The sequence below is a fragment of the Caballeronia udeis genome (assembly GCF_044909315.1).
In the GTDB taxonomy this organism is placed as follows: Bacteria; Pseudomonadota; Gammaproteobacteria; order Burkholderiales; family Burkholderiaceae; genus Caballeronia; species Caballeronia udeis_A.
Map to the genome: position 1 here is coordinate 1 of NZ_JBIYEB010000012.1, position 25,324 is coordinate 25,324.

At 56.2% G+C, this 25,324-nt stretch carries 27 protein-coding genes and 1 pseudogene; 11 read left to right on the plus strand and 17 right to left on the minus strand.

Annotated features, from left to right (window positions below):
* The coding region (locus ABH944_RS19805) for an IS1096 element passenger TnpR family protein (RefSeq protein WP_472975134.1) at window positions 1–165 on the plus strand (165 nt) is incomplete at its 5' end.
* A 417-nt stretch (window positions 166–582) separates the two neighbouring features.
* Here ABH944_RS19805 and arsN2 read toward each other — a convergent pair.
* From arsN2 to ABH944_RS19840, 7 genes are read right to left on the minus strand one after another with little or no spacing between them, the layout of a single operon-like run.
* The gene (gene arsN2 / locus ABH944_RS19810) at window positions 583–1,062 is read right to left on the minus strand and encodes an arsenic resistance N-acetyltransferase ArsN2 (protein WP_404615759.1); all 480 of its coding nucleotides are present in this window, start codon (window positions 1,060–1,062) and stop codon (window positions 583–585) included.
* A gap of 10 nt (window positions 1,063–1,072) precedes the next feature.
* Window positions 1,073–2,317 carry an MFS transporter gene (locus tag ABH944_RS19815; protein ID WP_404615760.1) on the minus strand — a complete coding sequence of 415 codons (1,245 nt, stop codon included), beginning with the start codon at window positions 2,315–2,317 and terminating at the stop codon, window positions 1,073–1,075.
* Window positions 2,318–2,332: 15 nt separating this feature from the next.
* Complete coding sequence (gene arsC, locus ABH944_RS19820) at window positions 2,333–2,758, minus strand: arsenate reductase (glutaredoxin) (RefSeq protein WP_404615761.1); 426 nt, start codon at window positions 2,756–2,758, stop codon at window positions 2,333–2,335.
* The gene (gene arsB, locus ABH944_RS19825; RefSeq protein ID WP_404615763.1) at window positions 2,755–3,840 is read right to left on the minus strand and encodes an ACR3 family arsenite efflux transporter; all 1,086 of its coding nucleotides are present in this window, start codon (window positions 3,838–3,840) and stop codon (window positions 2,755–2,757) included. The genes arsC and arsB overlap by 4 nt, the downstream gene beginning before the upstream one ends.
* Complete coding sequence (locus tag ABH944_RS19830) at window positions 3,827–4,348, minus strand: arsenate reductase ArsC (protein ID WP_404615764.1); 522 nt, start codon at window positions 4,346–4,348, stop codon at window positions 3,827–3,829. The genes arsB and ABH944_RS19830 overlap by 14 nt, the downstream gene beginning before the upstream one ends.
* The gene (locus ABH944_RS19835) at window positions 4,345–4,812 is read right to left on the minus strand and encodes an ArsI/CadI family heavy metal resistance metalloenzyme (protein ID WP_404615765.1); all 468 of its coding nucleotides are present in this window, start codon (window positions 4,810–4,812) and stop codon (window positions 4,345–4,347) included. The genes ABH944_RS19830 and ABH944_RS19835 overlap by 4 nt, the downstream gene beginning before the upstream one ends.
* A complete protein-coding gene (locus tag ABH944_RS19840; protein WP_404615766.1) occupies window positions 4,809–5,141 on the minus strand; it encodes an ArsR/SmtB family transcription factor in 333 nt (110 codons plus the stop codon). The genes ABH944_RS19835 and ABH944_RS19840 overlap by 4 nt, the downstream gene beginning before the upstream one ends.
* A gap of 134 nt (window positions 5,142–5,275) precedes the next feature.
* Between ABH944_RS19840 and ABH944_RS19845 the strand changes: the two are divergent.
* The 8 genes and pseudogenes from ABH944_RS19845 to ABH944_RS19880 all read left to right on the plus strand — a co-directional run bounded on the left by ABH944_RS19845 (window position 5,276) and on the right by ABH944_RS19880 (window position 11,620).
* Window positions 5,276–5,901: pseudogene (locus tag ABH944_RS19845) on the plus strand (tyrosine-type recombinase/integrase).
* Window positions 5,902–6,338: 437 nt separating this feature from the next.
* Entirely contained in the window at window positions 6,339–6,542 is a 204-nt protein-coding gene (locus ABH944_RS19850; RefSeq protein ID WP_404615768.1) for a GNAT family N-acetyltransferase, read from the plus strand.
* 294 nt (window positions 6,543–6,836) lie between these two features.
* A complete protein-coding gene (locus tag ABH944_RS19855; protein ID WP_404615770.1) occupies window positions 6,837–7,631 on the plus strand; it encodes a bifunctional GNAT family N-acetyltransferase/NUDIX hydrolase in 795 nt (264 codons plus the stop codon).
* A gap of 154 nt (window positions 7,632–7,785) precedes the next feature.
* The gene (locus ABH944_RS19860; protein WP_404615772.1) at window positions 7,786–8,508 is read left to right on the plus strand and encodes a Type 1 glutamine amidotransferase-like domain-containing protein; all 723 of its coding nucleotides are present in this window, start codon (window positions 7,786–7,788) and stop codon (window positions 8,506–8,508) included.
* Between the two features lie 445 nt (window positions 8,509–8,953).
* Window positions 8,954–9,832, plus strand: a complete 879-nt coding sequence (locus tag ABH944_RS19865; protein WP_404615774.1) for a hypothetical protein — start codon at window positions 8,954–8,956, stop codon at window positions 9,830–9,832.
* 337 nt (window positions 9,833–10,169) lie between these two features.
* Complete coding sequence (locus ABH944_RS19870; RefSeq protein WP_404659459.1) at window positions 10,170–10,511, plus strand: hypothetical protein; 342 nt, start codon at window positions 10,170–10,172, stop codon at window positions 10,509–10,511.
* Window positions 10,512–10,710: 199 nt separating this feature from the next.
* Window positions 10,711–11,172: an aminoglycoside 6'-N-acetyltransferase gene (aac(6'), locus tag ABH944_RS19875; RefSeq protein ID WP_404659472.1), complete on the plus strand. Its 462-nt coding sequence runs from the start codon at window positions 10,711–10,713 to the stop codon at window positions 11,170–11,172.
* A 25-nt stretch (window positions 11,173–11,197) separates the two neighbouring features.
* Window positions 11,198–11,620, plus strand: a complete 423-nt coding sequence (locus tag ABH944_RS19880) for a YunG family protein (protein WP_404659461.1) — start codon at window positions 11,198–11,200, stop codon at window positions 11,618–11,620.
* 398 nt (window positions 11,621–12,018) lie between these two features.
* On the opposite strand, the gene ABH944_RS19885 is transcribed toward ABH944_RS19880, so the two are convergent.
* The 9 genes from ABH944_RS19885 to ABH944_RS19925 form a co-directional block, all read right to left on the minus strand.
* Entirely contained in the window at window positions 12,019–13,026 is a 1,008-nt protein-coding gene (locus ABH944_RS19885; RefSeq protein ID WP_404609640.1) for a GlxA family transcriptional regulator, read from the minus strand.
* 71 nt (window positions 13,027–13,097) lie between these two features.
* The gene (locus ABH944_RS19890) at window positions 13,098–14,147 is read right to left on the minus strand and encodes a HoxN/HupN/NixA family nickel/cobalt transporter (protein ID WP_089161316.1); all 1,050 of its coding nucleotides are present in this window, start codon (window positions 14,145–14,147) and stop codon (window positions 13,098–13,100) included.
* 31 nt (window positions 14,148–14,178) lie between these two features.
* Window positions 14,179–14,526 carry a nitrile hydratase accessory protein gene (locus ABH944_RS19895; protein ID WP_404609639.1) on the minus strand — a complete coding sequence of 116 codons (348 nt, stop codon included), beginning with the start codon at window positions 14,524–14,526 and terminating at the stop codon, window positions 14,179–14,181.
* A 44-nt stretch (window positions 14,527–14,570) separates the two neighbouring features.
* Window positions 14,571–15,197 carry a nitrile hydratase subunit alpha gene (nthA, locus tag ABH944_RS19900; protein WP_404609638.1) on the minus strand — a complete coding sequence of 209 codons (627 nt, stop codon included), beginning with the start codon at window positions 15,195–15,197 and terminating at the stop codon, window positions 14,571–14,573.
* 21 nt (window positions 15,198–15,218) lie between these two features.
* The gene (nthB, locus tag ABH944_RS19905) at window positions 15,219–15,962 is read right to left on the minus strand and encodes a nitrile hydratase subunit beta (protein ID WP_404609637.1); all 744 of its coding nucleotides are present in this window, start codon (window positions 15,960–15,962) and stop codon (window positions 15,219–15,221) included.
* Window positions 15,963–16,011: 49 nt separating this feature from the next.
* A complete protein-coding gene (locus tag ABH944_RS19910) occupies window positions 16,012–16,515 on the minus strand; it encodes a DUF1097 domain-containing protein (protein WP_404609636.1) in 504 nt (167 codons plus the stop codon).
* A gap of 46 nt (window positions 16,516–16,561) precedes the next feature.
* Window positions 16,562–17,530 carry a CobW family GTP-binding protein gene (locus ABH944_RS19915; RefSeq protein ID WP_404609635.1) on the minus strand — a complete coding sequence of 323 codons (969 nt, stop codon included), beginning with the start codon at window positions 17,528–17,530 and terminating at the stop codon, window positions 16,562–16,564.
* Window positions 17,531–18,506: 976 nt separating this feature from the next.
* Entirely contained in the window at window positions 18,507–19,940 is a 1,434-nt protein-coding gene (locus ABH944_RS19920) for a hypothetical protein (protein WP_404609634.1), read from the minus strand.
* 1,169 nt (window positions 19,941–21,109) lie between these two features.
* Entirely contained in the window at window positions 21,110–21,562 is a 453-nt protein-coding gene (locus ABH944_RS19925) for a hypothetical protein (RefSeq protein WP_404609633.1), read from the minus strand.
* Between the two features lie 538 nt (window positions 21,563–22,100).
* Here ABH944_RS19925 and ABH944_RS19930 point away from each other — a divergent pair.
* Window positions 22,101–22,676 (plus strand): SRPBCC family protein, encoded by a 576-nt coding sequence (locus tag ABH944_RS19930; protein WP_404609632.1) that lies wholly within the window; start codon window positions 22,101–22,103, stop codon window positions 22,674–22,676.
* Between the two features lie 21 nt (window positions 22,677–22,697).
* Window positions 22,698–23,456: an arylamine N-acetyltransferase family protein gene (locus ABH944_RS19935; RefSeq protein ID WP_404609631.1), complete on the plus strand. Its 759-nt coding sequence runs from the start codon at window positions 22,698–22,700 to the stop codon at window positions 23,454–23,456.
* Window positions 23,457–23,650: 194 nt separating this feature from the next.
* On the opposite strand, the gene ABH944_RS19940 is transcribed toward ABH944_RS19935, so the two are convergent.
* Window positions 23,651–25,105, minus strand: a complete 1,455-nt coding sequence (locus tag ABH944_RS19940) for a hypothetical protein (RefSeq protein ID WP_404609630.1) — start codon at window positions 25,103–25,105, stop codon at window positions 23,651–23,653.
* Window positions 25,106–25,324: the final 219 nt, after the last annotated feature.

A 25,324-nucleotide genomic window follows, 5' to 3' on the forward strand; every position in this document is an offset into this window, starting at 1 on the left:
GAAGACGTCGGTGGTGGACCCGGGTACATCGAATTCTTAGAAGCTATAACCGACCCGTCTCATGAAGACCATGAGCAACTGCTCGAATGGTGTGGTGGCAGCTTCGATCCCGATGCTTTTGACCTCGCTGCCGTCAACGAACGACTATCGGAATTTGAGTTCTGAACGGTCGGCGCGGCCTCTGCATGACGCTTACGACTAGACAACTTGCACCCCGTCTTTTTCGCATGCCGAAACCCCTGAATGTCGGTGCTACCGTATGAGCGGGCACGGCCTGGCACGTAAGACTGATTCGGGTTGAGGCTATGTGCAAACGCAAGTCGATCGCTCCAGTCGAAAAACGCACCCCTTCAGATCGCCCTGATGCGGCCGGCAAGCGTCATTCGCTTGTCTGGTCAATGCGACGGTTAGACGCCGGTTCGCCTCTGGAAGCGGTCGTTGCGGTGTCGCGAATCCGAAAGGCGGTTCCGGGGCGACTTCCGCCCGACGCGGACCGATCAATGACGACCCCTGCGCAAGCTCATTGTCGGACCGGGTCCGGCCAACAAGAGTCGGTGACGAACTGGCGTCGAGCGTCGGAAATCAGTTCGATACCGGCCGCTCGGCGACGGGTGCGGAAGATGTGGTGCGCAGCCGCTTTCGCATGCAGGACGCCGTCGACGGACACAGCGCCACGAATTGTCTGCATAACTGCACTTCGGCCGGGACGTCTTCGCGGGTCACCCGCTCGTAGCCGGCTCGCTCGAAAAATCGCTCGGCCGTCGTTGTCAGTAGCCAAACATCTTGTCGCCCGCAGGAGCGTGCGTTGTCTTCGAGACGTGCTACCAGTGCACGTGCGATTCCTGTTCCACCCGCCTCCCGCGCGACAGCAAGCGATCTCAACAGCACGCTAGCGCCGAGTTGTTCAAGTCCGCCAATGCCGATAACCGATCCGCTTGCACTTTCTGCAATGAGAAATCCTGCGATGAGCCCGCTCGAAACATCTTCTACAGGTAAGTCATTCGCGCGTAAGAGGCTCAGGATCTTACACAGGTCGGTCTCTTCGGCTGTTCGTATCTGCATGGCGGCAAACTCACTCGAAATTGACTTGACGCTCTCCGAACTTTTCTCCGGAGGCGAGACGTGTCGCCAGGATGAACGCAACCGCTGAAACCAGAGACACCAGCAACACGGTCCAAACGACCGGGAGATAGTTTCCGCCGACCATCCAGATCGCAGCGGCAGAAATCGGCGCAATGCCCTTGGCAATATTCGAGGGCATCGAGAGCAGTCCGCTCACGGCTCCATAGCCCTCTGTCCACATCAGATCTTGCACGATCGTCCCGCGCAGGATCGTCATCATGCCGTTGGCGCCGCCGTAGACGATCGCAAACAGGATAAGTAACGCCGGCGACGTCCCGGCGCACATTAGAACGATGACCGAAGCCGGGAAGGCGATCGTGATCACGATACCCACGATCGACGGCCGTAGGTTGCGGCCTATCGTGAACCACAGCACGCGCGCCAGAACCTGTGCCGGGCCGATAACGGCCATCGTCGTCAGGATCAGTGCTGGCGATACGCGCCGTTCCATCATCAGTGGTACGAGATGGAACGTGAGCGCAGCGAATGTCGCGTAGTAGGCTGTGAAGCACACTGCGAGCGCCCAAAATGTTGGCGTGCGAAGTGCGCGCTGCGTAGCCGTCGCATTGACAGCTTTCTGCGTCGCCCTGTAAGTTGATTCGTCATCGCGCGGTGCGTCTCGGTCGATGGCGAAAATGTGCAGCGGCAAGCAGATCGCCAGATTGAACGCGGCCAGCACGAGCAATGCGCCCCGCCAACCGCACCATTCGATGAGACCTTGGGTTAGCGGGATGAAAACCGTACTGGCAAAACCGGCTACCAAAGTGATCAGCGTGATCTTGGTGCGAAAGCTCTCAGGGAAATCGCGGGTGACCACCGCGAAGACCGGATCGTAGAGCGTGGCAGCCATCGCCACACCAAGACCGGCCCAGACGACGAACAGTATCGCGAGGTTATGAGCCTGCGACCATAGCGCCAACATCGCTGCAGCGAGGATAGACCCGCAGACCATGACGCGGCGGCCGTGACCTTGATCGATCCAAGTGCCGATGGGATAGGCCGCGAGTCCCGAGATCAGCAGACCGATCGAGAGCGCTGCGTTTGTGGCGGTCCGGCTCCAGCCCAGCGCACTTTCCATCGGCACGACAAACAGGGAGAACGCGTAATAGATCGAACCCCATGACACGAGTTGCGCGGCTGCGAGCGCCCATGTCGCGATAGCGCCGCGAGCGCCGTCACTTCGTTTTGCTGTCATCGGAACGATCCTGTGTCATTCGCGGACCCTGCGTTCTTCGCTATCGATGACCTTTTCGCCGTCCTCTTTGGCAAAAGCACCTTTTTGCGCTGCGGGCAGGATGTCGAGAACGACCTCAGAGGGCCTGCACAGGCGTACGCCAAGCGGTGTGACGACAAGCGGGCGATTGATGAGGATCGGATGTTCCAGCATCGCATCGAGCAATTGCTCATCGCCTAGTGATGGGTCGCCTAGACCTAGATCGGCGTAAGGCGTCCCCTTTTCGCGCAACGTGGCGCGCACCGTCAGGCCAGCGCCTGTGATGAGATTTTTGAGCACGTCCCGGCTCGGCGGAGTTTTCAGATATTCGATGATGACTGGCTCGATGCCGGCATTACGGATCATAGCCAGCGTGTTGCGCGACGTGCCGCAATCCGGATTGTGATAGATCGCGACGCTCATACCCGTTGTCCCTTGATGCTGTGGTTTGCTTCATACCAATGCTGCGATCGATTGACGACACCGACAACCAGCAGCATCACCGGCACCTCGATCAGCACGCCGACCACGGCGGCTAGCGCAGCGCCTGAATGGAAGCCGAACAGGCTGATTGCCGTGGCCACCGCCAGCTCGAAGAAATTGCTCGCGCCGATCAGACTGAACGGTCCCGCGACGCAATGCGCGACACCGAGGCGCCGATTCAACAAGTAGGCGAGGCCGGAATTGAGGAACACTTGAATGAGGATCGGTATCGCCAGCATTGCGATAACCAGCGGTTCCTTGATGATCGCCTGCCCTTGGAAGGCGAAGAGCAGCACCAACGTCGTGAGCAGCGCGCAGATCGAATAGGGTCCGAGGTGCGCAACGGTCTTCCGAAAATGAGCCTCACCCTTCGTCATCAGCATCCGGCGCAGCAGTTGAGCGAGGATGACCGGGATGATGATGTAGAGACCGACCGAAATAATCAGCGTATCCCACGGCACCGTGATGGCCGACAAACCGAGCAACAAAGCGACGAGCGGCGCGAAGGCCACGATCATGATGGAGTCGTTCAGCGCCACCTGCGATAACGTGAAATACGGATCGCCCTTACAGAGCTGCGACCAGACGAATACCATTGCCGTGCAGGGGGCTGCAGCCAGCAGGATCAAGCCGGCGATGTAGCTGTCGAGCTGATCGGCGGGAAGCCACGGCGCGAACACGTGGCGGATGAAGATCCAGCCGAGTAACGCCATCGAGAACGGTTTGACGAACCAGTTCACAAACAGCGTGACGCCTATTCCACGCCACTGACTCTTGACCTGCGTCATCGCGGCAAAATCAATCTTGACCAGCATCGGAATGATCATCACCCAGATGAGCATGCCGACCGGTAGATTAACCTGTGCCACCTCCATGCGGCCGATGGCCTGAAAGAACTGCGGAAGCACCTGCCCGAGCAGAATGCCGCCCACGATGCAAAGGGCGACCCAGACTGTCAGGTAGCGCTCGAAAAATCCGATCGCCGGCCGTGCGCCGACGACCGCCGTATCAGTGCTGCTCATTTGATTCCTCTGCAGGTCTTTCACCGATGGCGCGCATTTCGCGCTGAATCGCGTTGCTATCAAGCACATGGAGGGGTAGGTTCACGAACTGGCTCACCCGGCTCATGATTTGTCGATATACCTTGGTGAACACCTTGCGCTTGTCTTCATCGCTGCCCTCGAACGCGGCTGGATCTTCAAAGCCCCAATGCGCCGTCATCGGTTTGCCCGGCCAAATCGGGCAGACTTCGCTCTCCGCTTGATCGCAGACCGTGATCACAAAATCCATGTGGGGAGCATCAGGCGTTGCGAACTCATCCCAACTCTTGCTACGCAGCTCCGACGTGTCGTAGCCGAGCGCTTCACATCGTTCAATGGCAAACGGATTGACCGCACCAGAGGGATGGCTACCAGCGCTGTGCGCCCGGAACTTTCCTTTGCCCAAGACGTTGAACAGCGCCTCGGCCATGATGCTGCGCGAGCTATTGCCAGTGCAGAGGATGAGAATTGAGTAAGGTTTATCGCTCACGCGCGGCTCCGCATCTTCACAATGGATTCGGCAGGCGAACAGCATGCGGCCGTTGATCGGGCTTGTGCTTGCGTTCGATCGTGAGACTCACCGTAGACCGGTGCGGCTTCGAGGGTTCTGAACGTCTCCCAAGCGACGCCCTGCGGGTCGACTGTCCACGCCTTGTCCGACTTGGCGTAGCAGCAGGTTGTCTCCGTCTGTTCCTGTACCGGCAGCTTTGCGGCAGTGAAGCGGGCATTCATCTCCTCCAACTCCGCGTCGGTTTCAACCTGGATGCCGATGTGATCGACGCCCGGTTTCGCGCCGCGCTGCGAAATCGCGAAATTGACGGCCAGATCGGTCAGTTCCCATTTGCAGTAATCGCTCTTGAGAACTGTGGGTTGCTTGTTGCCGAACATGGCGCCGTAGAACCGAATGCTATCGTTGAGGTCTTCGACCGCGACATGGATGTGCATGCGCTTCATGGTGTATCTCCGCAGCAGTTGGGAAGATCGCTCGCGGCACAGGTCGCGCCCGCGCAGCAGTTCTCCGTCAGGAAGCCGATCAGGCCCGTCATCGCGTCAAAGTTCGCGGTGTAGATGATGAAGCGGCTTTCTTGACGAGGCTTCACCAGGTCTGCATGTGACAGATCCTTGAGGTGAAATGACAGGCTTGAAGGGGATAGGCCGAGTTGCTTCGCGATTTCACCGGCAGCCATGCCGTTCGGCCCGGCGACGACCAGCATGCGGAAAATCGCGAGACGCGATTCATGGGCGAGCGCGCTCAGCGCGCGTACAACGAGATTGGAGTCCATGGACGGAACGATAGAGCGTTCAATTCGATATTTCAAGTATTGTCGAAATTATGTCGTTGCGCAGGCCTGTGCAGAGCGGTGAGACGGGAGATCAGATTGTTTGAGCGACTGTAGTCACACGGAAGGAGAGCGTCATGGAAACGACCGCGATCAACACACCGGGGCGTGTCCCATGGAACAAAGGCAAGTTCACAGGACAGAAGCCGTCGTTAAAACTGAAAGAGATCTGGGCCATCCGGATTCGCCTGCAACTTTCCGCGCTGACACGTGATCTCGCGATTTTCAACTTGGCCATCGATAGCAGTTGAGAGCATGCGATCTGACCAAGCTACAAGTGCGTGATATTTGCCACGGCCAACATGTCATATCCCGGGCAACGGTCTTGCAGCAGAAAACACAGCGTCCGGTCCAGTTCGAGCTTATCGGGCAGACCCGCGATAGCGCGGAAGCGTGGATCAGGACCGCCGGACTGTCGCAGTCGGACTTTTTGTTCCCGAGCCGGGTCCACCGGTCGCCGCACCTTTCAACGCGTCAATACGCTCGCCTCGTGCATCGCTGGATCGCATCAATTGGTCTCGACGACACGGCGTACGGAACCCATACCATGCGTCGGACAAAGGCTTCGCTGATCTACCTGCGCACAAAAAACCTGAGGGCGGTCCAGTTGCTACTTGGCCGTTCCAAACTTGAAAGCACAGGCCGATACCTCGGCATTGAGGTAGACGATGCACTTGAGATGGCCGAACAGACTGAGGTCTGAACCAAGGCATGCCGGACGGCGGTCGGTCGCTGTCCAGCCAGGAAGAGACGGTCGACGACGGGGCCCACATCGTCGACAATCCGAGAGTTATCAAAGTAAACTTCTCAGGCGCGAGGGCTCCGGGATGCCAGCTTCAACCCACGAGCGTAGCGCGCAGCTTTGGAGGCGCACGCTGTCCGATCGTCTCCTGCGGTCTGTTGCGCTACCGGTCGGTTTACGCCACATACAGTCTGGAGACATATCGGCGCTGGGGCTGCTTCTGTTCGCAGCGTTTCAAGGAACGATCGACGACACCGGGCAGACGGAAACTCAATACGCATTGAAGGCAAAGGCGATCCTTGGAGGACGATATGGCGAATGGATCTCTGAGGCGTCGTGGGCGGTTGAACAGACGAGTGGGCTCCAATCGGCGTGCCTTGTTTGCGACTACAAGCCCTATGGTTGTCATAGCCGTCGTAGCCACCGCGCCTACAAGTAAGCGGTCAGGCAGCGCCGGGACGTTGCTCGACGCCGCATTGGCTACATTAACCGCGCTTGGTCACTCGGAATGCTGTGCGATGGTTACCAAGGGAAATGTTGCCTCCGAGCGGTTATTTGAAAGTCGTGGATTCTCGCTGCACGTCGATGTTCACGGTTCGTAGGTCAGCGTCCATTCCGTCTCGGCCAGTTACCGCTGTTCGCCTTGAGCACTGAAATCGGTAACATTAGAGGCGAGGGCAGCCACGGCGATCAAGACGACCTACTGTACAACGAACGGAGCAATACGCGATGACCGCAAGAAGCATCCGCAGAGCAACAGCAGATGACGTGCCGGTTGTTACACAGATCCGCAACGACGCGCATGCGAAAAAGGTGGCTCATGGCGATTATGCAGGGGCAAGGAAGGGGACGGATTTTCCGAAGGATGGGTGCTAAACAGTCTCTCGCGAAGAGCGGTGTATGTTGTCGAGCAGGACGGCACGGCCGTGGGGACGTTTTCTCTGGATTGGGATGATGAAGTGTACTGGGGGCCTCAAGAACCAATCGCAGGTTACGCCCATGGACTTTCTGTGAGAAAGGGCTTTGACGGTCGTGGACTGGGCAGGTTCGTGATCGACTGGTGCGCTAACCAAGTCAGCATTCTGAACCGACGTTTTGTGCGGCTTGGCTGCGACGTGAGAAACACCAAGCTATGCGGCTACTATGAGTCGCTTGGCTTTGTCCGGATAGGAGTCAAGCCAATGCCCGAACATGGCGACTATATCGATTCGCTGTACGAGAAATCGGTGAATCCCATGCGGCGGCGACCTTCGGCCAGGCTTCTGATCACCACTCCAAAGCGGCGCGTGTTGTTATTCCGTTTCGTGCATAGGTCTGGGGCGCTCGCTGGAAAGACCCACTGGGCAACGCCGGGCGGTGGTGTCGAGCATGGCGAGACGTTTGCGGATGCCGCAATGCGAGAGCTCCGTGAAGAAACGGGCAATCACACGGCGCAGATAGCTGGACCGGTTGGAGTGCGTGAAGTGCAGCTACAGCTGCCAGACGGCGAGTGGGTCCTCGCCGTCGAACAATATTTTGTCGCGCACACACGCTCGGAATTCATTTCACGCGACAGCTGGACGGCGCAAGAGCGCGAAGTAATGGCGGAGCACCGATGGTGGAGCCTGGATGATTTGCGCTCTACCACCGAGACGGTCTATCCGGAAAATCTGATCGAAATGCTGAGCGAGCCGGGAGTTTTCTGCACATGACCGGCCGTTTTGGAACAAACCAAGTGATCGGAGGGGTCAACTTCTGCCGATAGCTGACGGGCAACAGCCGGCCCACTATGAGACAGTTGGCGACCATGTCAGAATTGTTGAGAATAGACCAGTAACCAACAAGGGTCAAAAAACCGGAGCATGCATGCGACGTATCCTGGCTATCGGCGGTGGTGGCTTTATGATGGAGAACTCGCCCACTCCAGTCGACGAGCTTATCCGAGACCTTACAAAAAAGGCGCATCCGAGCGTTTGCTATCTGGCTACCCCAAGCGGGGACCTTCCGGCACATATCGATAGGTTTCACCAGACATACGGCGACATCGGTTGCGAAACGTCTCATCTTGCATTTTTCCGGCAGCCGAACTCCAGGTCGATTCTGCTGTCCGACTTTCGGACTCGCATATTGCAGCAAGACGCGATTTTTGTCGGTGGCGGAAACACAAAGTCCACGCTTGCTGTGTGGCGCGAATGGGGACTCGACCAAGTCCTACGAGAAGCATGGGAAAGCGGCATATTGCTTTCAGGCATGAGCGCTGGAGCAATGTGCTGGTTCGAGGCAGGAATCACTGATTCATTTTGGGGCGGAGTCTATCGCCCACTCAAAGGCTTGGGATTTTTACCCGGCGGTTGTGCCGTTCACTACGGCAGCGATCCCAAGAGGCGCGAAACACTCCATGCGGCACAGCAGGCTCGGGCGATTCCGCCGTCAATCGCTATAGATGATTTCGCAGCAGTGCTGTATGCGAACACGTCCGTCGATCGAGTGTTTTCATGGAAAGCGGGCGCGACAGCATATCAAGTCGATATCGATGACACTACGGTATTTGAGACCGCGTTGGTCTCCGATCGGAACCTGACGGTGTAGCGCGCAAGGCGCAGTCACTGTTCGCCCCAGACCGGCCGGTCGGCGTTGCCTTGTAGATCCTCAACAGTCAACAGGCGAGCAATAGCCCGTTACACTTCGCGCCAACATTCGAGTCAACGGGCCCACGCCCTCTGGCGTTCCTAGACATACATATAGCTGGCTTTGTCAAACGCCTAGCAGCCTATCGACAAGGCTGAAAATGGAGATTCCAGGTGTATCGATCACGCCGTGTCGCATGCTCTCTGTTGGTGTTTCTAAGTGCGGTATCGGCGTCAATTGCCTCAGCCGAAACTCAGGATATCAAGTCTATTTCTCCCGATTCAGGCATCAGGGTCATGCCAGAGCGTGAGCTTGTAAATACGCCCGTACCTGTAGTGCAGAAAGGACGACTGGACATTGAGACCCGGTCGGGCGACTTTGAATTACCGATTGCGGTGTCGCGGGATTGGACCAAGCCACAAGACGATGTTACCCGTGCCGTCATCGTGATCCCTGGCTGGCCGCGGCGGATCTTCGCTCGGGAGAGCACGCGGCGGAAGTGGCGGGAGCCGCAGCGCGCGCAACTGTCATAGTCACGCCTCAGTTTTTGACGGCGCGAGATGTCGCCGCGCACAATTTAGCGGACAACATTCTCAGATGGGGTGAAGATGACTGGAAGGTAGGAAAGCCATCTCAGGGCTCGGCGGCAATCAGTTCATTTCAAGTCGTCGATGAGATTTTTCACCGGTTGGCGAATCGCGCGATATTCCCGAGCCTCAAAACTATTGTGCTTGCCGGGCATTCGGCAGGGAGACAATTTGTTCAGGACTATGCAGTTCTTGGAAGAGGTGAGGCTAATCTTGGGGACGCTCCGGTCCACGTCCGGTATGTAGTAGCAAATCCTGCGACGTACCTTTATCTGACAGACGAGCGTCCCGATTCCAACGGGGACTTTGCGCCTTTCAACGCAGCCTCGTGTCGCGCGTTCAATCGATGGAATTACGGTCTGCAAGCTGACATCCCTGCCTATTCGCCTCGGCCGGGTTCGATCGATGAACTCAAGACACGTTACCTCCGACGCGACATCATCTATCTCCTTGGGACCGCAGACAACGCCCCAGACGGGGACGGCCAGGATCAGTCATGCGCTGCCGAGGCGCAAGGTGCGACCCGTTATGCACGTGGAGAAGCCTTTGATGCCTACGTGCATACACTTGATCCTCACACAACTCAGCGAGTTTACGAGGCTCGTGGGATTGGGCATTCCAGCTACCGAATGTTCTCGTCGGTGTGCGGGCAGGCGGCATTGTTCGACAAGCCGGGTTGCGACTCGGCATCGGAATGACCACTTCGGAGAAATCGCGGCTGCTCCTTGTGGGTCGGTTGATGCCCTTCCCATACCTGCTGCAATCAGCGATCGATAGAGGTCTGCGTCGGACCGGGTTCGGCCACGAACGGTCATTCGACACAGACCACCATATCGGTAACAATCTCCGGGCAGGCTTTTTCTCGGCGCACAGTCACGGCGACCAAACTAATAGTCATTGGCCGTAGAGCAAGTATGAACGGCTCATTGCTGAAGCCGCCGTTTGACCGAGGCGCTAGACGTTGCCAATTGCGCAACCCCAATGCCCCGGGCTTTTGGTGCTTGGCATGTATTAAACCCAGGAAACTTCCGCGACATGACTTCCGCCGACGTTATGCACATCTTCGAGGCGCTTATCGCCCTAGCGCTCATCGGCTTGGGAGGCTGCGGCCTTATGCAAAACAAAATTTCTGCCAAGCTGGAGAAAAACTACCCGACAGAAAGTGCGCGCCTCAGTGATGCTGCTGTCGGTGTAGGGGGTAGGTTCAACTACGCTTCGATTATCTGGCTCGTCACCGGTGACTATAGGTCGCTGAACGATCCACAAATTGATAGCTGGGCGCGGGTAGCAAGAGCGGCACTATTTGTTGGTGCTTTAGCTGCTGTGGTGTTCTTCATGCTGCTCGCGTATGGGCAATATCGCGTTCACTCAATGTGAGTGAATACTCGTCGCCACGCTGACCGTCCGCTAGGGTCGACGAGCGCCGGACTACGATCGATGAATGGTAGGGTTGAATTACTATGCGGATATTTGCCGGCGTTCGGCCACAACCGGCCGTTCGATATGCTCGGCCACATGGTTGACAATCAGCTACTCTGCTTAGGTGCTGTACATCTCATAGGCGATGACTACAGGCATGCCTCCATTTACCTTTACAGTTCGTGCTGCTTCGCCGCGAGACGCAGCCGGGTGGTCCTCGTTGCGGAGTTTGCTTTGGCAACACGTGAGCGAGGACGACCACATTAGCGAAACCCAGCGATTGCTTGCCGACCCGCATCGGTATGCGAGCTTCATCGCTTTTTCTTGTGAAAACTCGCCGATTGGCTTCGCAGAAGCCGCACTGCGCCACGACTACGTAAATGGTTGCAAGACCTCGCCCGTGCTCTTTTTGGAAGGCATATACGTCGTTCCGGCGGCGCGCCGAGTTGGCGTTGCGAGGGCGTTATGCAGCGCCGCCGGTCAGTGGAGCTCAGCGCACGGCTGCACGGAATTCGCGTCCGACTCTCAGGCCGACAATGTGTGCGCGCACTCGCTGCATCACGCCCTCGGTTTTGATGAAACCGAGCGTGTCATATTTTTCCGAAAGCGACTCGGCTGATTGAAATGATAGATCGGACCTGACTATGGCGCGAAATCTGGATTTTATGCTCTGCCTTCGTGAAGCACTGGCCGCCTCGTGGGACAAACGGACCGCATATTTTGAGGTGGAGCAGGCGGGAAACCCTGCCTTGGGCCAGTGCTACCCTACCTCCAGAGTGGTACAGCACTATTATCCCGAAACCGAAATCATAAAAGGAACGGTCTGGACAGGAGAAACGACAGAGATTCATTTCTGGAATGGGCTTCGTGTTGGCAACGACTGGTCCCACATTGACCTAAGCTGGCAGCAGTTCCCCGCAGGTTCAACTATTGAGGGATTCGTAATCATCGGACGTCGAGAATTGAATGATGGTGAAGCGACGATGCAACGCTGCGCGTTGCTGTTGAAACGGGTCGGCGAGTATCTAACAGCGCTCCAAGACCGTCCCACATTTCCATCAGCTTGACGGGATAGCCAATGTTCGAGGCTCGTGTCGAATGGCCTCTGTGGAACGAGGCCGTTGCCCGAAACGAGTCGACCAGGGCTAATCGCCGTCGTCCCGAGTCGGCCAGAAGCGGTCGTTGGCCGATGTTTCGATATGCACGTTCAAGGGTCTGTTCAAGCCGGGGAAGCGGCCATTGACATGGTCGCGGTTCCGACGATTGCTGAGGTTTGGGTGCTGTCAATTGCACTCACGCTACGATCGGCAAGATTCGGACATTGGACTATGGGTCTTCTTGACCGTCTGAATGCATCCGGCGTACAGATATCAGTCGCTCTCCCGGCTGCCCGGAACCTGACCTCATTAAATGTGCAGCCTCTCGTATCATGTTCCAGGGATCCAATCGAGTGCGTTGGTAGTTTCTACCGCGCCTCGGCGACAACGTCCTGCGTACGATCTGGCGAATCGGCCGAACGGAAGCGGCTGCGATAGTCAGCCGGATTAATTTTCAGTCGCCTTTGAAACGTGCGTCGCAGTGCGTCCGTACCATCGAACCCGCACTGTCGGGCAATGTGGCGCAGCGGAAGATCCGTGCTTTCCAGATAACGCCTTGCGGCATCGATACGCGCGTTGTTCAGGAATGCAGTCGGACTCAGGCCGCATTCCTTCGTGAACAGACGCGTCATGTTGCGCGGGCTCATATGCGCCCGCTCCGCCAACGAAGCAAGCGTGTGCTCGGCGGCAAGGTGGTCCAGCATATATTGCTGGATCGCCACCATTTGCGAATCAGGCGCGGCCTGCGATTCGAGCAACGGGCTGAACTGCGATTGTCCACCTGCTCTTCGCAGATACACGATCAGATACTTGGCGACGTCCAGCGCCATTTTCCTGCCAAAATCTTCCTCGATCATCACCAAGGAAAGATCGATCCCTGCCGTCACGCCCGCCGTGGTGTAGATGCTGCCGTCCTTCACGTAGATGTGATCCGGCTCGATCCGTGCGCGCGGAAACGTGGCAGCCAGACGCGGCACATCCATCCAGTGCGTGGTCACCGTGCGCTCGTTCAGCAATCCTGCAGATCCGAGCGCGAACAGGCCGTTGCAAATGGCGGACACGCGCCGGGCATGTTTGAATTGTTCCTTGAGCCAATCACTGAGAGCCGGGTCGTCAAAGGTTTCGAAAATGCCCAGGCCGCCGGGCACCAGCACAGTATCGAAGTGCGGGCACAGGTCGAAGATCGTACGATCCGGTACGACAGTCAGCCCACTTGAGGACTGCACACTGCCGCGCGTAGTGCCCACGGTGAGCATTTCATATTGGCATTCGCCGCCGCTCAATACCTTGACTTCTGCAAACGCGTCTTTAGGCCCGGCAACATCCAGCAACTGGAAGCCCGGAAAGACAATCATGCCTATTTTGATCTGCTTCATCGAGTTCACGCACTCAGGTCGTCAAGCTCACGGAGATCCAACGGCATTATTGCGGCTGGTTTGCGCCCGGATCAGGCCGAGGCGGTTTCACGATCGTACCCCTTCATTTTATAAAGCAGCGCAGACGCCAGCCAGCCGATCACGAACACCGCGACAATGCCGTATCCTAGCAAGCCGAAATTGTCGTTGAGACGACCAATGGCCTGCCAGAACGGCCCAGTCAGGCTCAACCGGTCGCCCAGCAGTCCAAGCGCCTCGATGCTGCCGATCATCAGCGCAACGACCGTGGAAATCAGTGTAATCGTCAGATTGTAGTAAAGCTTGCGCATCGGCTTGACGAATGCCCAGCCATAGGCGCCCAGCATCAGGATGCCGTCGGTGGTGTCGATGGTTACCATGCCGGCTGCGAACAGACATGGAAACACCAGGATAGTCCAGATCGAGAAGCCGGCCGAAGCCTGTGCGGCCGAAGTGCCGAACAATGCCATTTCGGTGGCCGTTTCGAAGCCGAGCCCGAACAGGATACCCAGCGGCAGCATCAGCCAGCTCGAACCGACAAGACGAAAGAGCGGCTTGAACAGACGCGCCAGCAGATTGCCTTCGAAGTGCGTCATGCGAAGGTCGCCGTCATGACGCTGGCCGCGACGCATGCGTCCGAACGCGCGGAACAGACCTGACAGCAGCACGATATTCATGGCGCCGATCATGATCAGAAAAGCCGCAGATACAACGGTGCCGAGCACCTCACCCGTCTCTTTGAATGAATCAAAATGATGTGCCAGAGCTTTGGTTGTAAACGCAACCGCAACCGCGCCGACTACCACGGTCAGCGAATGGCCAAACGCGAAGAAAAAGCCGACCGTCACGGGGCGTTTTCCGTCGTTCATCAATTTGCGCGTCACGTTGTCGATAGCGGCGATATGGTCTGCGTCCATTGCGTGGCGCAAGCCGAAACTGTAGGCGATAAAGGCGGTACCGATCAGCGACGGTGAAGCCCTCAATACGATCCACGCCCATGCCCATGCAAGAACGTTGATGAGTGCAAGCGCGACATACATCGCGCCAATCTTCTGACGTGCAGGTGATTTGAAGCACGTCATCACGGCGTTAAGCGTTTCCATGCCCTTCTCCTGGTTTGATAAAGACTCAAGTTCAATGGTTTTTCGAGTGCAGAGGTCTGGCGGCCGTGTGCGTCGCTGTGGCTGGGCGTCTGGCGACCATTACGTGCGCGAGCTCGTCACGCGAAAGGACGCCCCTCGACCCGACCACATCCAGCAGTGCCTCGAGAAAATGCTCGTAGTAATCCCAGCGCGGCTGACCTTCGCACGGCGCGGATTCCCAGCGCGCGATTGCCGTAATCAGGCATTGGCGAAAGTCTTCCCACTCGAAGTAACCTGCTTTTGAAAGCGACAGCGCGAGGCCGAACACATCTCTTTCCCAGCGATTGGAAAAGAACAGCTTGCCGTCCAGCCGGGGCGGAGAATCATCGGCGCCGAGCATCGACGCTGCCGCATATTCTTCGAAGCGCGTAAACATGGTTGACCTTACGCGGCAGCGGGAGACGCGACCAGCGCGACACCCATCATCGACTCAGGCGTCACAAGCGCAGCCAGTTCCTGCTCGCTCAGGCGGTCGGTGTTCGCGGGACGTTCAGGCACAACGAACCAGCGGATCTGCGCACTGCTATCCCACACCTTGACCGCGGTTTCCGCCGGTACCTCGACGCCAAATTCGCGTAGCACCGCTCGCGGCTCGCGCGCACCCCGTGCTCGAAATACCGGATCCTTGTACCAGTAAGGCGGCAAGCCAAGCACCGGCCACGGATAGCATGAGCACAACGTGCAGATGATCAGGTTGTGTACGCCGTCCCCGTTTGCAACGGCTGCCATATGCTCACCCTCCGCACCGGCCATGCCGGCTGACAGGTCCAGCTCGGCGATTGCCTTCGGCGTATCCTCAACCAGGCGCTGTTTGAACGCAGGGTCTACCCATGCCCGGGCGACAATCTTTGCGCCGTTGAACGGACCAGCGACGGTTTCGAAATGCTGCAGCACTGCATCGACCGAGTCACTGCCGATCACACCTTTTTCGATCAACAATGCTTCGAGTGCGCGCACTTTAGCCGCGCTCGAAACCTCGCGGTCATCTTCATACTGAAACAGTTGAGTCATGACGATTCCTTCTTGCGCTGGTTAGAGGCTGGCCTGAAGATAGGCTTCGTACAGGTCTGCGTAGATCGTGGTGTGGGGCTCGCTCTTGCCCTCGCCCCAAATGTCGGCGGCGTCGAATGCGACCCGGTACACCACCATCGGCTCACCGATTCCGTCTACACCGGTTGAAACGAAGTACGAGAACGTACCGGGATAGACCTCCACCACCTTGCCGGTCTTGCAACGCAGATAACCCGGCAGACGGGTGTGATCGACCGCTTCAGGATCGGCGACCCGTATTGTTTGTCCGTTCGAGAAGCGCGCCTCGGTACGCCGTTCGCGATAACCGGAATCTCCTTTCTCGAGATACGCATCGATCTGCTCCTTGATCGGAGCACTGGGGCTATCGGGCATAGGAGCCTGGGGATCTGCCCGATACAGTGAAGCGCGTTCGGCCAGCTCATCGGCGGTGATGTACCCCTGATCCACGAAGAACTGCGAGATGCCCATCAGCCATTTCTCGTAGTAGCGGTACTTGAAGTACTCGAAGGGCTGCATGTCTTCAGCGCCGGTGCGCAAAGACGCCCATGTCCACGTGCTTTTGAAAGCAGTCGGCAGTTCCTTGATTGGGTAAGCCGGTAATGCATCGCCGAGGTGATTGCTCTCGGCCATCATCGCTGTGTGAATGCCAAAGATACGACGCTCCCACGGCTCCACAAAGACACGCGTTTCGACACTGACGGGGCCCAGATTCTCGACGCCCCCGAGGTGGTGCTGTAGTTTCACGGCTTACTCCAGAAAGTTAGCGATTATTGGAAGCCAGGCGGCGTATGCCTTATCCCAGTTTGTGCTCACGCTTGAATGCAAGCGCGTCGCCCAGCACTTCTGACACGAACCCGAATGCGGCACCCGTCACGAGCGCTGCGGCGGCAACGAGGCCAGGATTGCTCAGCCCCCATGTAGTGATGGGCTTACCTGTCGCCACCGTTGTTCCCACCGTCGAGGCGAAGCCCCAGACGATGGCTGGCAGCACATCCAGCAGCTTGATCTTCGACGCCTGTACCATCGCAGCACTGCCGATACCGACCAGAACCGCAACCGCTAGTGCGCTGCCGCTGGTTGTTGCGATGCCTAGCAGGGTGAGCGAGCTGATCACGGCGCCGGCCAGATTCGACGCCACGCTTTTGACGAAACCGGCGTGCCCCGCGCCTAACACGAAGAACGACGCCCAGGCGATAAACGTGACCCACACGGGCACGGGAAAGACGGTCGCGGTGAGCCATGTATCGACCACTGCGAGCACACCAATGCTGACGGTGTAGGCTTCTGACTTTTTCATCTTCGTACTCCTGAGGTGGGTAAAAGGGGGGAGAAAGATGGGGCACTCAGGTCATGCAACCGAGCAAGCCCTCGCGCATGGCCGGCATGTCGAGATCGCGCCCAATCATCACGAACTTGCCGTCGCGCGGTTCATCTTGCGCCCACGCTTTTCCGAAGCTCGAGTCGAGCAACATATGAACACTATGGAAATGCAGGCGGCGACGCTCTTCGTGCAGGTTCAGGACGCCCTTCATGCGCAGGAGTTGTTGTCCGTGGGTTTGCACAAGCTGATTGGCCCAGCGATTAAAGCGCATGGCGTCCAATGGCCGCGGAATGATGAACGAATGCGACGCAATGGAGTTGTCGTGTTCATGGTCATGCGCGTCTTCGTCGAGCAGATCGGGCTCGACCGAGAGCAACGTATCCAGCGAGAAGTGCCTGATGCCGAAGACTGCTTTAACGTCAACCGCGCCATGACGCGCAATGTCGATAGCTGCGGTGGGATTGAGTGTGCGGATACGTGCGATGAGCCCCGTCACCTCCTCAGCACTAACGAGATCCATCTTGTTGATGATGATGTGGTCCGCGAACACGACCTGCTCACGGGCAATCTCATCGTGGAGTTGCTCATGGAAATGATGCGCGTCCACAACGACGACCACCGACTCCAACTCAACGCGTTCCCGCACATCCGGGTCGGCAAGAAATGTCTGCAGTACGGGAGCTGGGTCGGCCAGCCCCGAGGTTTCAACGACCAGCCGCTCTAGCGGTTCGCCCGCGCGTGCCAGTAGTTCAGACACGCTCTTAACAAGGTCTTTACGGACGGTACAGCATACGCAGCCGTTATTGATCTCCACCAGCGCGTCTTCATCGGCGACGATCAGGTCGCCGTCAATGCCGACTTCGCCGAATTCGTTGACGACAATGCCCACGCGTGCTGGTCGCGCATGTTCGAGAAGATGATTGACCAGCGTAGTCTTGCCGGCACCGAGAAAGCCGGTGACCACTGTGGTCGGAATTTTGTTCAGCCGCATCTCTACTCTCCTCATGTTCGCCGGCACAAATGCCAGAAGACGAGGCAGGTAGAGCGACTTCCGGACCGAGAAAACTCGGGTGTCCCGATGCGCGATGCATTTGGCGTGAATCGCCGGGCAGCGTGACCAGTTTTGTCGAAACCGTAAGTTCCGGCCAAACGACGAGATGCGGCGCGCTTTGATGAGCCCGCAATAATCCCCTGCTAACGGACCCGCGTCGGTGCACGTTTCCCCGAAGTTGTGCCCAGAGCACAACGAGATGCCTCGCCACAGGGCGACTCAAACCTGCCACGCGTCGAACGCGAATATCCGACAGACGAGAGGTGTGGTAAAGCCGTGCGCACTAACCCAGTGTTCTCGGGTCGAGTTCGATTTTTTTCTATGGTCCGCCTAACAGTGTTCGGAAAGTCCTCCCGTAAGCGGCAGTCGACCCGCACGAGCGAATGTCCGCTGGACCCCGGAAACCCCCGTTGCTCTCACGGTGGCGCGAATGACGGCAGTGGGTCGAACTGAGCCGACCGCGTCAGACAGAAACCGGCCAAGAGTAGTCATTCGACGTTATCAATCGAATCGTCAACAACGTGAGACGATGCTGTCTGAGAACATCCCTTTAGGCAAAGTTTCAAAGCGAACTAACGATATTGTCGACCAGCCAACTTCAAAAACGTTAAGCCGGCGCCGCAAGCAGGAGTAAGAAACCTGCCAACCGTTGCTATCCCCTTGAGCCAACTCACTGGCGCTTCGTCGGGCGGATCGGTAAGCCAATGGAATAAATTAGAAAAGCCAGTGGTTAAACGATCTTTCGGCGCGGCGGTCATGCCGCAAACAAGATCTGCATAAGGAAATGGCCTGGATCAGCCCCATTAGTATAAAAAAGCCCGGTTCCTGTTGGAACCCGGGCTTGAATGTTATGAATTGTTATAGGACGCCCAGCACACATACCCGAAGGTGGCCAGTTGCAATCAATTGCAAAAGATCAAGATTTTGGATTCGCTGCAATGAAAGATGCCAACGTCGACTGCCAACCATAAGCCGTGCCGCTGTTGTTATAGAGGCCATAACCATCGGTGAAGTCGTACAACTCGTACCAGTTGAATCCAACGACCTGACTTTGCGCGACAAACTGTGGCATGGCCTGATTAATGTAACCTTCCGCCGTACCGGTCGAGGTTGAGCTTGAGGCCTGACCCAAACCACATTCCGAGAAATACAGCGGCTTTGTGCTGATCGCGGCAATCGACGTGAAGATATTGTACGTGCCGCTCAGACCGTTTACCGACTCCATGTTGCCACCGGTGTAGTAGTAGTGCCACGCAATCATGTCGAACGTCGCAGCTGCCGTAGGCATAGCCGAACCGTTCGGCTCGATGTTGTTCACAATCATGTCGAGGAAACCGAAGTGAATGTAGGCTATGCCACCGAGCATCACTTTGGTTTTTCCAGTCGTATCAACGCTGCGGAACCCGTTGCACAGTCCAGCTTGATAGGCAACATATAGCGGCGCGCTGGAGCTAAAGTTAGAAGGGATGGTGCCATCCACGTTGTTATTAATACAAGCCTCATCGAACTCGTTGCCCATCTCGATGACTGGCACTATTCCCGCAAAGATATTCGCCGCAGACACACCCATGTTGTAACCCTGAGTATAAGCGTTCGATACCGAGGTGCCTGTCGGAACAGAGGTGATCACCGGCAGGACTGTAATACCCGTCATACCCGGAATCACTGTGTTGGCCAACGCTTGCATATTGGCTGTATTCCAGCAGTCCTGACGACACGCCGTCATGCCGTTGGCAGACATAAGGGAAACCTGCGTGGCCAGCGAGGTAGTGTACAGACCGCCTTGGTTATAATGGCAATTGACGCCGTAGTACGGAAGCGATCCATAAATGGTGTACGTTACGTTAACTGAGGTCGAAGTGCCGCCCGATTGCCCAGCAGGTACGCTAAACGCCGTCGCCGTGAGCACCTGCGAACCCGTCACTGCGCCCATGTTGATTGTTGTACTCCATGCCCCACCACTCGGCGTTACGTCCGCTCCGACCTTGGTACCCGCGCTGTTGTAGACAGCCACGTTGACCCATTCGGTTCCCGCCGTACCGCTCATCGTGAACGTTGGAGGTTCGGTTGAACCATTGGTAGGTGACGTGACCGCAAAGCCCGTTGTAACGTTATTCACTATTACGGGCACGCTAGCGGTATTAGTGCCATCACTAACGGTGAGAGTCTGGCTACCATTAGCCAAAGCAGTTGTGTCGACACTGATGCTATAAGACTGGGCTGCTACAGTGACTGCCCCAAGAACTGTAGAGCCATGCGTTGCAGTGACGGTAGCGCCGTCAGTACCAGTGACGTTAATAGTTCCGCTAACTGTCGCGCCCGAAGCAGGAGAAGTAATAGTAATGGCCACTTTTCGCTTCCTTTCAGAATTGTCGATACCGAGAATATCGGCGGGATCGGATGACCCGCCTCCACAAGCAGACAACAAAAATGCACCTACACTTACCAAAAAAGCCTAGCCATCATGGCTAGACACATAGCAAGACAGGCGAGGACCATCGTTCTGGAAGGAAGAGCAAATTACTTTCATTTTCATGCTCTTAGCAGACGTGGTTACGGTGCAATTAATCGCACGATTTAGGACATTATCGAAAGCACTGTTACAAAAAAATGGGCAGAGCCAGTGCTGTTTCTGGGCGCAAAAACAGCGACAAATTCCTCGAATTATTCCACTGGATTGTGACCGTTAAAAGCGGGGCGTCGGGCTATTCCACGATAGAGGCAGGAAGTCCTCGTTAAATACGGTGGCTCATCGGTCCAGTAGCGTGTAACCGATCGCCGCAGATACAACCATGCGACCCACAAAGGCACGTTTCGAACGTGATCGGCTATTGTCGTTGGCACGTCGGAAAAGAAAAGCTCGAACGCTTCAGGATTTTCTCAATCGAAGATAACTGAAAGGCAGAAAATAGCTGCGGTTAGAGTGCCAATGATTTTTCCGAGACCATCAGTTTCGATGTTCGCGACGTCGCTATTTTCGGCGATTTATACGTCTTTCAGATGCGCAGAACATAATCAGCGTTACTGGGACGGGCGCAGAGGCATTAAAAAATTGAAAAGGCTGCCGGCTCGAAAGACTTTAGCATCCGAGGGCAGCTAGACTTGAGAGCAGAAACGCCAGAGCCGAATCTTCCAGCCGTGCGCGAAGCCCTGGCATGGGTTGAGCGACGACGCTACCCCAAGCGGCTTTGTGCCTGATTGCGGAACTGGCGGGAAACTTTAGCCGTCGAGCACAAATGCGGGGCACCTCGGAAGGATCTCTTTCGAATTCCAAGGCAATGCGCGGCCTGTACAGAATTGATGGCTCTTGGTAACGGTCTCGACCGTCCGCTTATGGCGAAGCTGAAGGGCTCTTGTGGGTCGACTTCGGCCTGACGCGGACCGATCAATGGCGGCCCACTCCGCCAGTTCAATGTCGGACCGGGTTCGGCCAATTACGGTCATTCGGCGCTGGTGTCCAGATCGCTGACATTCGACATGCCGCCCTCAGGTATCAAGGCGGGCACAGGGCTTACTTTCTCAGGCTGACGGAGTGGAGATCCTGCGAAACCAAGCGTTGGCTGGTCCCACGAATAGCAATAGCGTCGCTGCTACATTCGCAAAATCCAGAGGGCCGAACGTCACAAACGTCGTCCACATCCCAGTGTTTATCGAAGCGTCGATGGTCATCATCAGCCCAAAAACGGTCAGCAACAGTTCGACATACCTTGCCCAGTTTTGCCTGAACGCGAGACAGACTGTGAGACCTGCCTTTAGCACGAGCCAGCCACCGAAAATAACCACGAGGGTTGTCGCCCCTAATCGTTGCACTGGAGAGACGATTAGGTTGTGCTGAATCGCAAACCACGCCATGTGTGCAAAAAAAAGCACTTCGACAACCCACACGAATATTAACAATATGACCGCAATTTGAATCGTTTTCGGGGTTTCTTTGTGTAGGATCGGAACGGTTTCTCTGAACGCTGCCTTCATGCCAACTCCCAATTCAATCTGAGCGGATTAGTTAATGCTCGACTTTTTTTGTCGTGCCCTGGAGCAAAAGATGCGCCAACCGGACTAGCAGATTGACATGGGGCACTAAAAGGCAAGATTTGCCGGAGGAGGGGCGAACGTTTCTTCGTGATCCTGACCGGAGCGAAGCTATCGCCCCGTAGTCAATATGATGACTTCCGGTGAGGGTCAGTCATTTGATGACTTCCGGTGAGGGTCAGTCATTGATTGGCAGTCCGGTTAGGGACAATTGTTAGGCATCCCGCGAGCAACACGCACGAGAGTCCGAGAACGCAGGCCAGACTTTTGTTCTTCATGAGGGTGGCATGGGTTGAACGGTCCATCTTGAACCTCTGCCTGTATTAACGGCCGACAACACGCTTTCTTTAGTTTGATAGTCCGTCGGCTTACCGGAAGGGCCGCTTTGGATGCGGTCGAAAGACCGCTGAGGGTCGACATGCGCCCGACGCGTCGGGCAGCACGCGGCCACTTTCGGACGTTCGACATCGTTGGGTAGATCGTGGACAATCCGCGTATTCAAGAATGCTGCTACGCACTTGCAACCGACTACGGGGCGAATATGGGCGTACGGAGATTGCTGCTGAAAGGCATGATTGTCAGTGTTGTCGTCGTAATTGGTGCCCTTTTTGTTCTGCACAAAGACAGCAGCGCGGATGCTGACGTTCTTATCAATCGGCCGCCTTCCGATGTCTGGAAGGTCGTATCGAATAGCGCTGCATATCGTATTTGGAATCCGTTCATTACTCGGGTTGACGGTGACTTCAGGGAAGGAACAACAATCCGCATTACGCTAGGCAATGGACCGGATTCGATGGTATTCAAGCCGACTGTTCTGCTCGTTCATCCGGAACAAGACCTCTGCTGGCGTGGCAGTGTATGGATTCGCGGTATCTTCGACGGTACGCATTGCATCCACCTCACGGCAGTGGCCGACGGAACGCGTCTTGAGCAAACAGAGTCTTTCTCCGGATTGCTCGTCGGCCGGTTGACGGAAGACATAATCGAGGAAACGCAGCGGAACTTTAAGGCGATGAATAACGCGGTTAAGCAGCGCGCGGAAGCGAAAGCACCCTGACTACGGTTTATCTGGATAGACATGCAAATTGAAAAGTACCTAGCTCGGCTTGATTTTCACGCAGCTCTTGGGCTCGATGTGGAAACGCTTAAGAATCTGCAACTTGCGCACATGCTGACGATCCCCTTCGAAAATCTGGACATCCATCTCGGTCGAAAAATCGTGCTTGAGGAAGATGTCCTGTTTAAGAAGATCGTGGAACGCCAACGCGGCGGAATCTGCTATGAACTGAATGGACTGTTCGCACGGTTGCTGGCTGATATCGGCTTCGAAGTGAGCATGGTTGCGGCCGAGGTGTTCAGGGAGGACGGTACAACGGGTCCGCTATTCGATCACATGGCTCTGCTGGTCCGTATCGGTGACGACCAGTACCTCACCGATGTCGGATTTGGCGATTCGTTTATCGCCCCGTTGCTGCTGTCCAATACTACCGATCAAACGCAAGGCCATCGCATATATCGCCTCCAGAGAGATGCGAGCGCGTACACGGTAATGGCCGGGAGTAGCGCCAGAACCGATTCGATCAAGCCATCATTCAAGTTCTCGACGAAACCGCGCCACCTCTCAGATTTCGATGAAATGTGCACATATCACCAGACCTCGGATCAGTCTCATTTCACTAGTAAGGAAGTTTGCTCGCGCGCAACATCATCCGGGCGGATCACACTGAGCGGCACGCAGTTGATCGAGACCGACAATGAGTCGAGGGATGTAGTGGAACTTACGTCCAGCGAAGAGAGACAGCACGCACTGATCAAACATTTTGGAATCTTTCTGTGAAAGTAAGCGCGCCCGGAAGCAGTTTGCGGCCAGAATGAGCCGTTCGGCTTCTACTCCTAGATCGTCAACAATCGGTTGCGACGACGGAACACATGCTGCCTCTGTTGAGGGGACGCTCGATCGTCGAACTGCGCCATCCACGATCCAAGTATTGCCTATAGGCGGATTCGAGACTTACGATCGAGCACAGTCAGCTAGCGAAAGGCCTCAGTAACTGAGGCGACGCGCATTAGCAGTTGAGACTTTTTCGTCCCATATTGATTGGGAGACTGGTAATCGTGAGCGGTCTGGTACGCGAGTATCAGCGTTTGCTTCGCTTCAATCGCATCACTTGCAGCGCGAAATGCGGCGGCTAACAAGAGCAAGCCGACAATCCGTGTATCGTTTTGTCTCTCGGGCAGAGCCATAAGCGAGACCTTGATACTGTGCGAGAGACGTAGACTTTCTTCGTGCAATTCGGCATTCGCCATTGCCTCCGCCAAAACACCTTCCTGGTCGATAGATGAGTGACGTTGCTCGAAAGGTATAGCTTCAACGATACTCAATGCCCTTCGAAAGTCCAACTGAGACGCCTTGGAGTCGCCGTTTAGCCATTCCGCCCTAGCGATGATGGTCCACAACTCGATCCGCATTCCAGTCATTTGAGGATCAACCTGATCGACGAAGAATTTGGCTGTCGAGAAGTCACCACGGTTCGATGCCTCGCGAATTATGCTGCGTAACGTCTCACCACGGTGATCAACGTAGAGCGTAGGTCCCTGCAGTTTTGCAAGGTAGTAAAGCGCAGTGTCTTCGTGCCCACTACGCGCCTCAAAAAGCGCATTCGCGTCAGTTATTAGCAGTGCAGGAATTCGTTGCCTAGCAAACTCGACCTGATTCGAGTCAAGTGCCAGCCTCCCAACCATTGACCGGATTCCTTGAGCTTGGCCATAGCTGGCAATCACGGCGCATGCGTCCAAAGCTCTCTCCATAAGATCGATTTCGGCTTCGGGCTGCCTCTGTTTAAACCGTATCCGGGCCAAATCCAGGTATGCCAGCGCCGCGTCGTCCGATGGCGGCCATCGGCCAATAGCTTTCACGAGGGATAAGATCATCCAATCCGGTACGCTTTCGGGAGCCGCTTTGGCTAGTTCAAAAGCGATATAGTGAAAACCGGGCCCTGATGCCGGGTCGGTAACAGCCGAGGCTATCGCTTCGTCGAATACTGAGTGAGCTTGCGCGCCAAAGCCCCACATTGAATACAGCAACGCAATTGCGGTGAACGTTCCCGAGCGGAAAACGGGTTGCTGCGAACCACCGCGTAAGTTTGCAAGTGCTTCATTGAGAACGCGTTCTTTCTCGTCGACGGACATGGCGGTGGACGCGGAAACCACGTCGACAAGTGCAGCCGGCTGGCAAGCTCGACATAGCATCCGCGCGCTGTTGATGGCATCCGATGTGAAGCCGTCTAACGCGAGCTGCTTTGGAAGAAAAGGTTCGTTCCGGATATCGTCCCTTGCCTCCAACAAGATCGCATGAGTCGCTACGTGCCATCTTGCGGCCTCCAGGGCCGGTAGCGGGTCGGGCGTCACCTCTGCCATTACTGTTGCATTCATCCCAAGCAGTAACAACGAGGCGATCAGTTTCTTTATTTGAAAGGCGATGATCATGGCGTCCACGTGAGGTGAAGTTCGCGGATGCCGACGGATACGTTACGCGAGCCTGTTGCCTAAAGGTAATACACCGGCTTATCGACATTATCGGCAAAAACTTTAATTTGCCTTTTTCGCGCGTGAAGAAAAGTTCGTCATATTGAGACTAGTATTCTTGTCGACGTCGATGACGGAATGAAGATTAATGACGAGGACTTCAATAGCAAGACTACGAGT

Excerpts from the sequence above, each read along its gene's own strand:
- ABH944_RS19935 (WP_404609631.1), top strand. The coding sequence starts at position 22,698 with ATGCAAATTGAAAAGTACCTAGCTCGGCTTGATTTTCACGCAGCTCTT.
- ABH944_RS19870 (WP_404659459.1), top strand. The coding sequence starts at position 10,170 with ATGACTTCCGCCGACGTTATGCACATCTTCGAGGCGCTTATCGCCCTA.
- ABH944_RS19880 (WP_404659461.1), top strand. The coding sequence starts at position 11,198 with ATGGCGCGAAATCTGGATTTTATGCTCTGCCTTCGTGAAGCACTGGCC.
- arsB (WP_404615763.1), bottom strand. The coding sequence starts at position 3,840 with ATGAGCAGCACTGATACGGCGGTCGTCGGCGCACGGCCGGCGATCGGA.
- ABH944_RS19815 (WP_404615760.1), bottom strand. The coding sequence starts at position 2,317 with ATGACAGCAAAACGAAGTGACGGCGCTCGCGGCGCTATCGCGACATGG.
- ABH944_RS19850 (WP_404615768.1), top strand. The coding sequence starts at position 6,339 with ATGGTTGTCATAGCCGTCGTAGCCACCGCGCCTACAAGTAAGCGGTCA.
- ABH944_RS19895 (WP_404609639.1), bottom strand. The coding sequence starts at position 14,526 with ATGCTCGGCGCCGATGATTCTCCGCCCCGGCTGGACGGCAAGCTGTTC.
- ABH944_RS19835 (WP_404615765.1), bottom strand. The coding sequence starts at position 4,812 with ATGAAGCGCATGCACATCCATGTCGCGGTCGAAGACCTCAACGATAGC.
- ABH944_RS19885 (WP_404609640.1), bottom strand. The coding sequence starts at position 13,026 with ATGAAGCAGATCAAAATAGGCATGATTGTCTTTCCGGGCTTCCAGTTG.
- ABH944_RS19910 (WP_404609636.1), bottom strand. The coding sequence starts at position 16,515 with ATGAAAAAGTCAGAAGCCTACACCGTCAGCATTGGTGTGCTCGCAGTG.
- ABH944_RS19840 (WP_404615766.1), bottom strand. The coding sequence starts at position 5,141 with ATGGACTCCAATCTCGTTGTACGCGCGCTGAGCGCGCTCGCCCATGAA.
- arsN2 (WP_404615759.1), bottom strand. The coding sequence starts at position 1,062 with ATGCAGATACGAACAGCCGAAGAGACCGACCTGTGTAAGATCCTGAGC.
- ABH944_RS19940 (WP_404609630.1), bottom strand. The coding sequence starts at position 25,105 with ATGATCATCGCCTTTCAAATAAAGAAACTGATCGCCTCGTTGTTACTG.
- nthA (WP_404609638.1), bottom strand. The coding sequence starts at position 15,197 with ATGACTCAACTGTTTCAGTATGAAGATGACCGCGAGGTTTCGAGCGCG.
- ABH944_RS19860 (WP_404615772.1), top strand. The coding sequence starts at position 7,786 with ATGCGACGTATCCTGGCTATCGGCGGTGGTGGCTTTATGATGGAGAAC.
- ABH944_RS19925 (WP_404609633.1), bottom strand. The coding sequence starts at position 21,562 with ATGAAGGCAGCGTTCAGAGAAACCGTTCCGATCCTACACAAAGAAACC.
- ABH944_RS19915 (WP_404609635.1), bottom strand. The coding sequence starts at position 17,530 with ATGCGGCTGAACAAAATTCCGACCACAGTGGTCACCGGCTTTCTCGGT.
- ABH944_RS19890 (WP_089161316.1), bottom strand. The coding sequence starts at position 14,147 with ATGGAAACGCTTAACGCCGTGATGACGTGCTTCAAATCACCTGCACGT.
- arsC (WP_404615761.1), bottom strand. The coding sequence starts at position 2,758 with ATGAGCGTCGCGATCTATCACAATCCGGATTGCGGCACGTCGCGCAAC.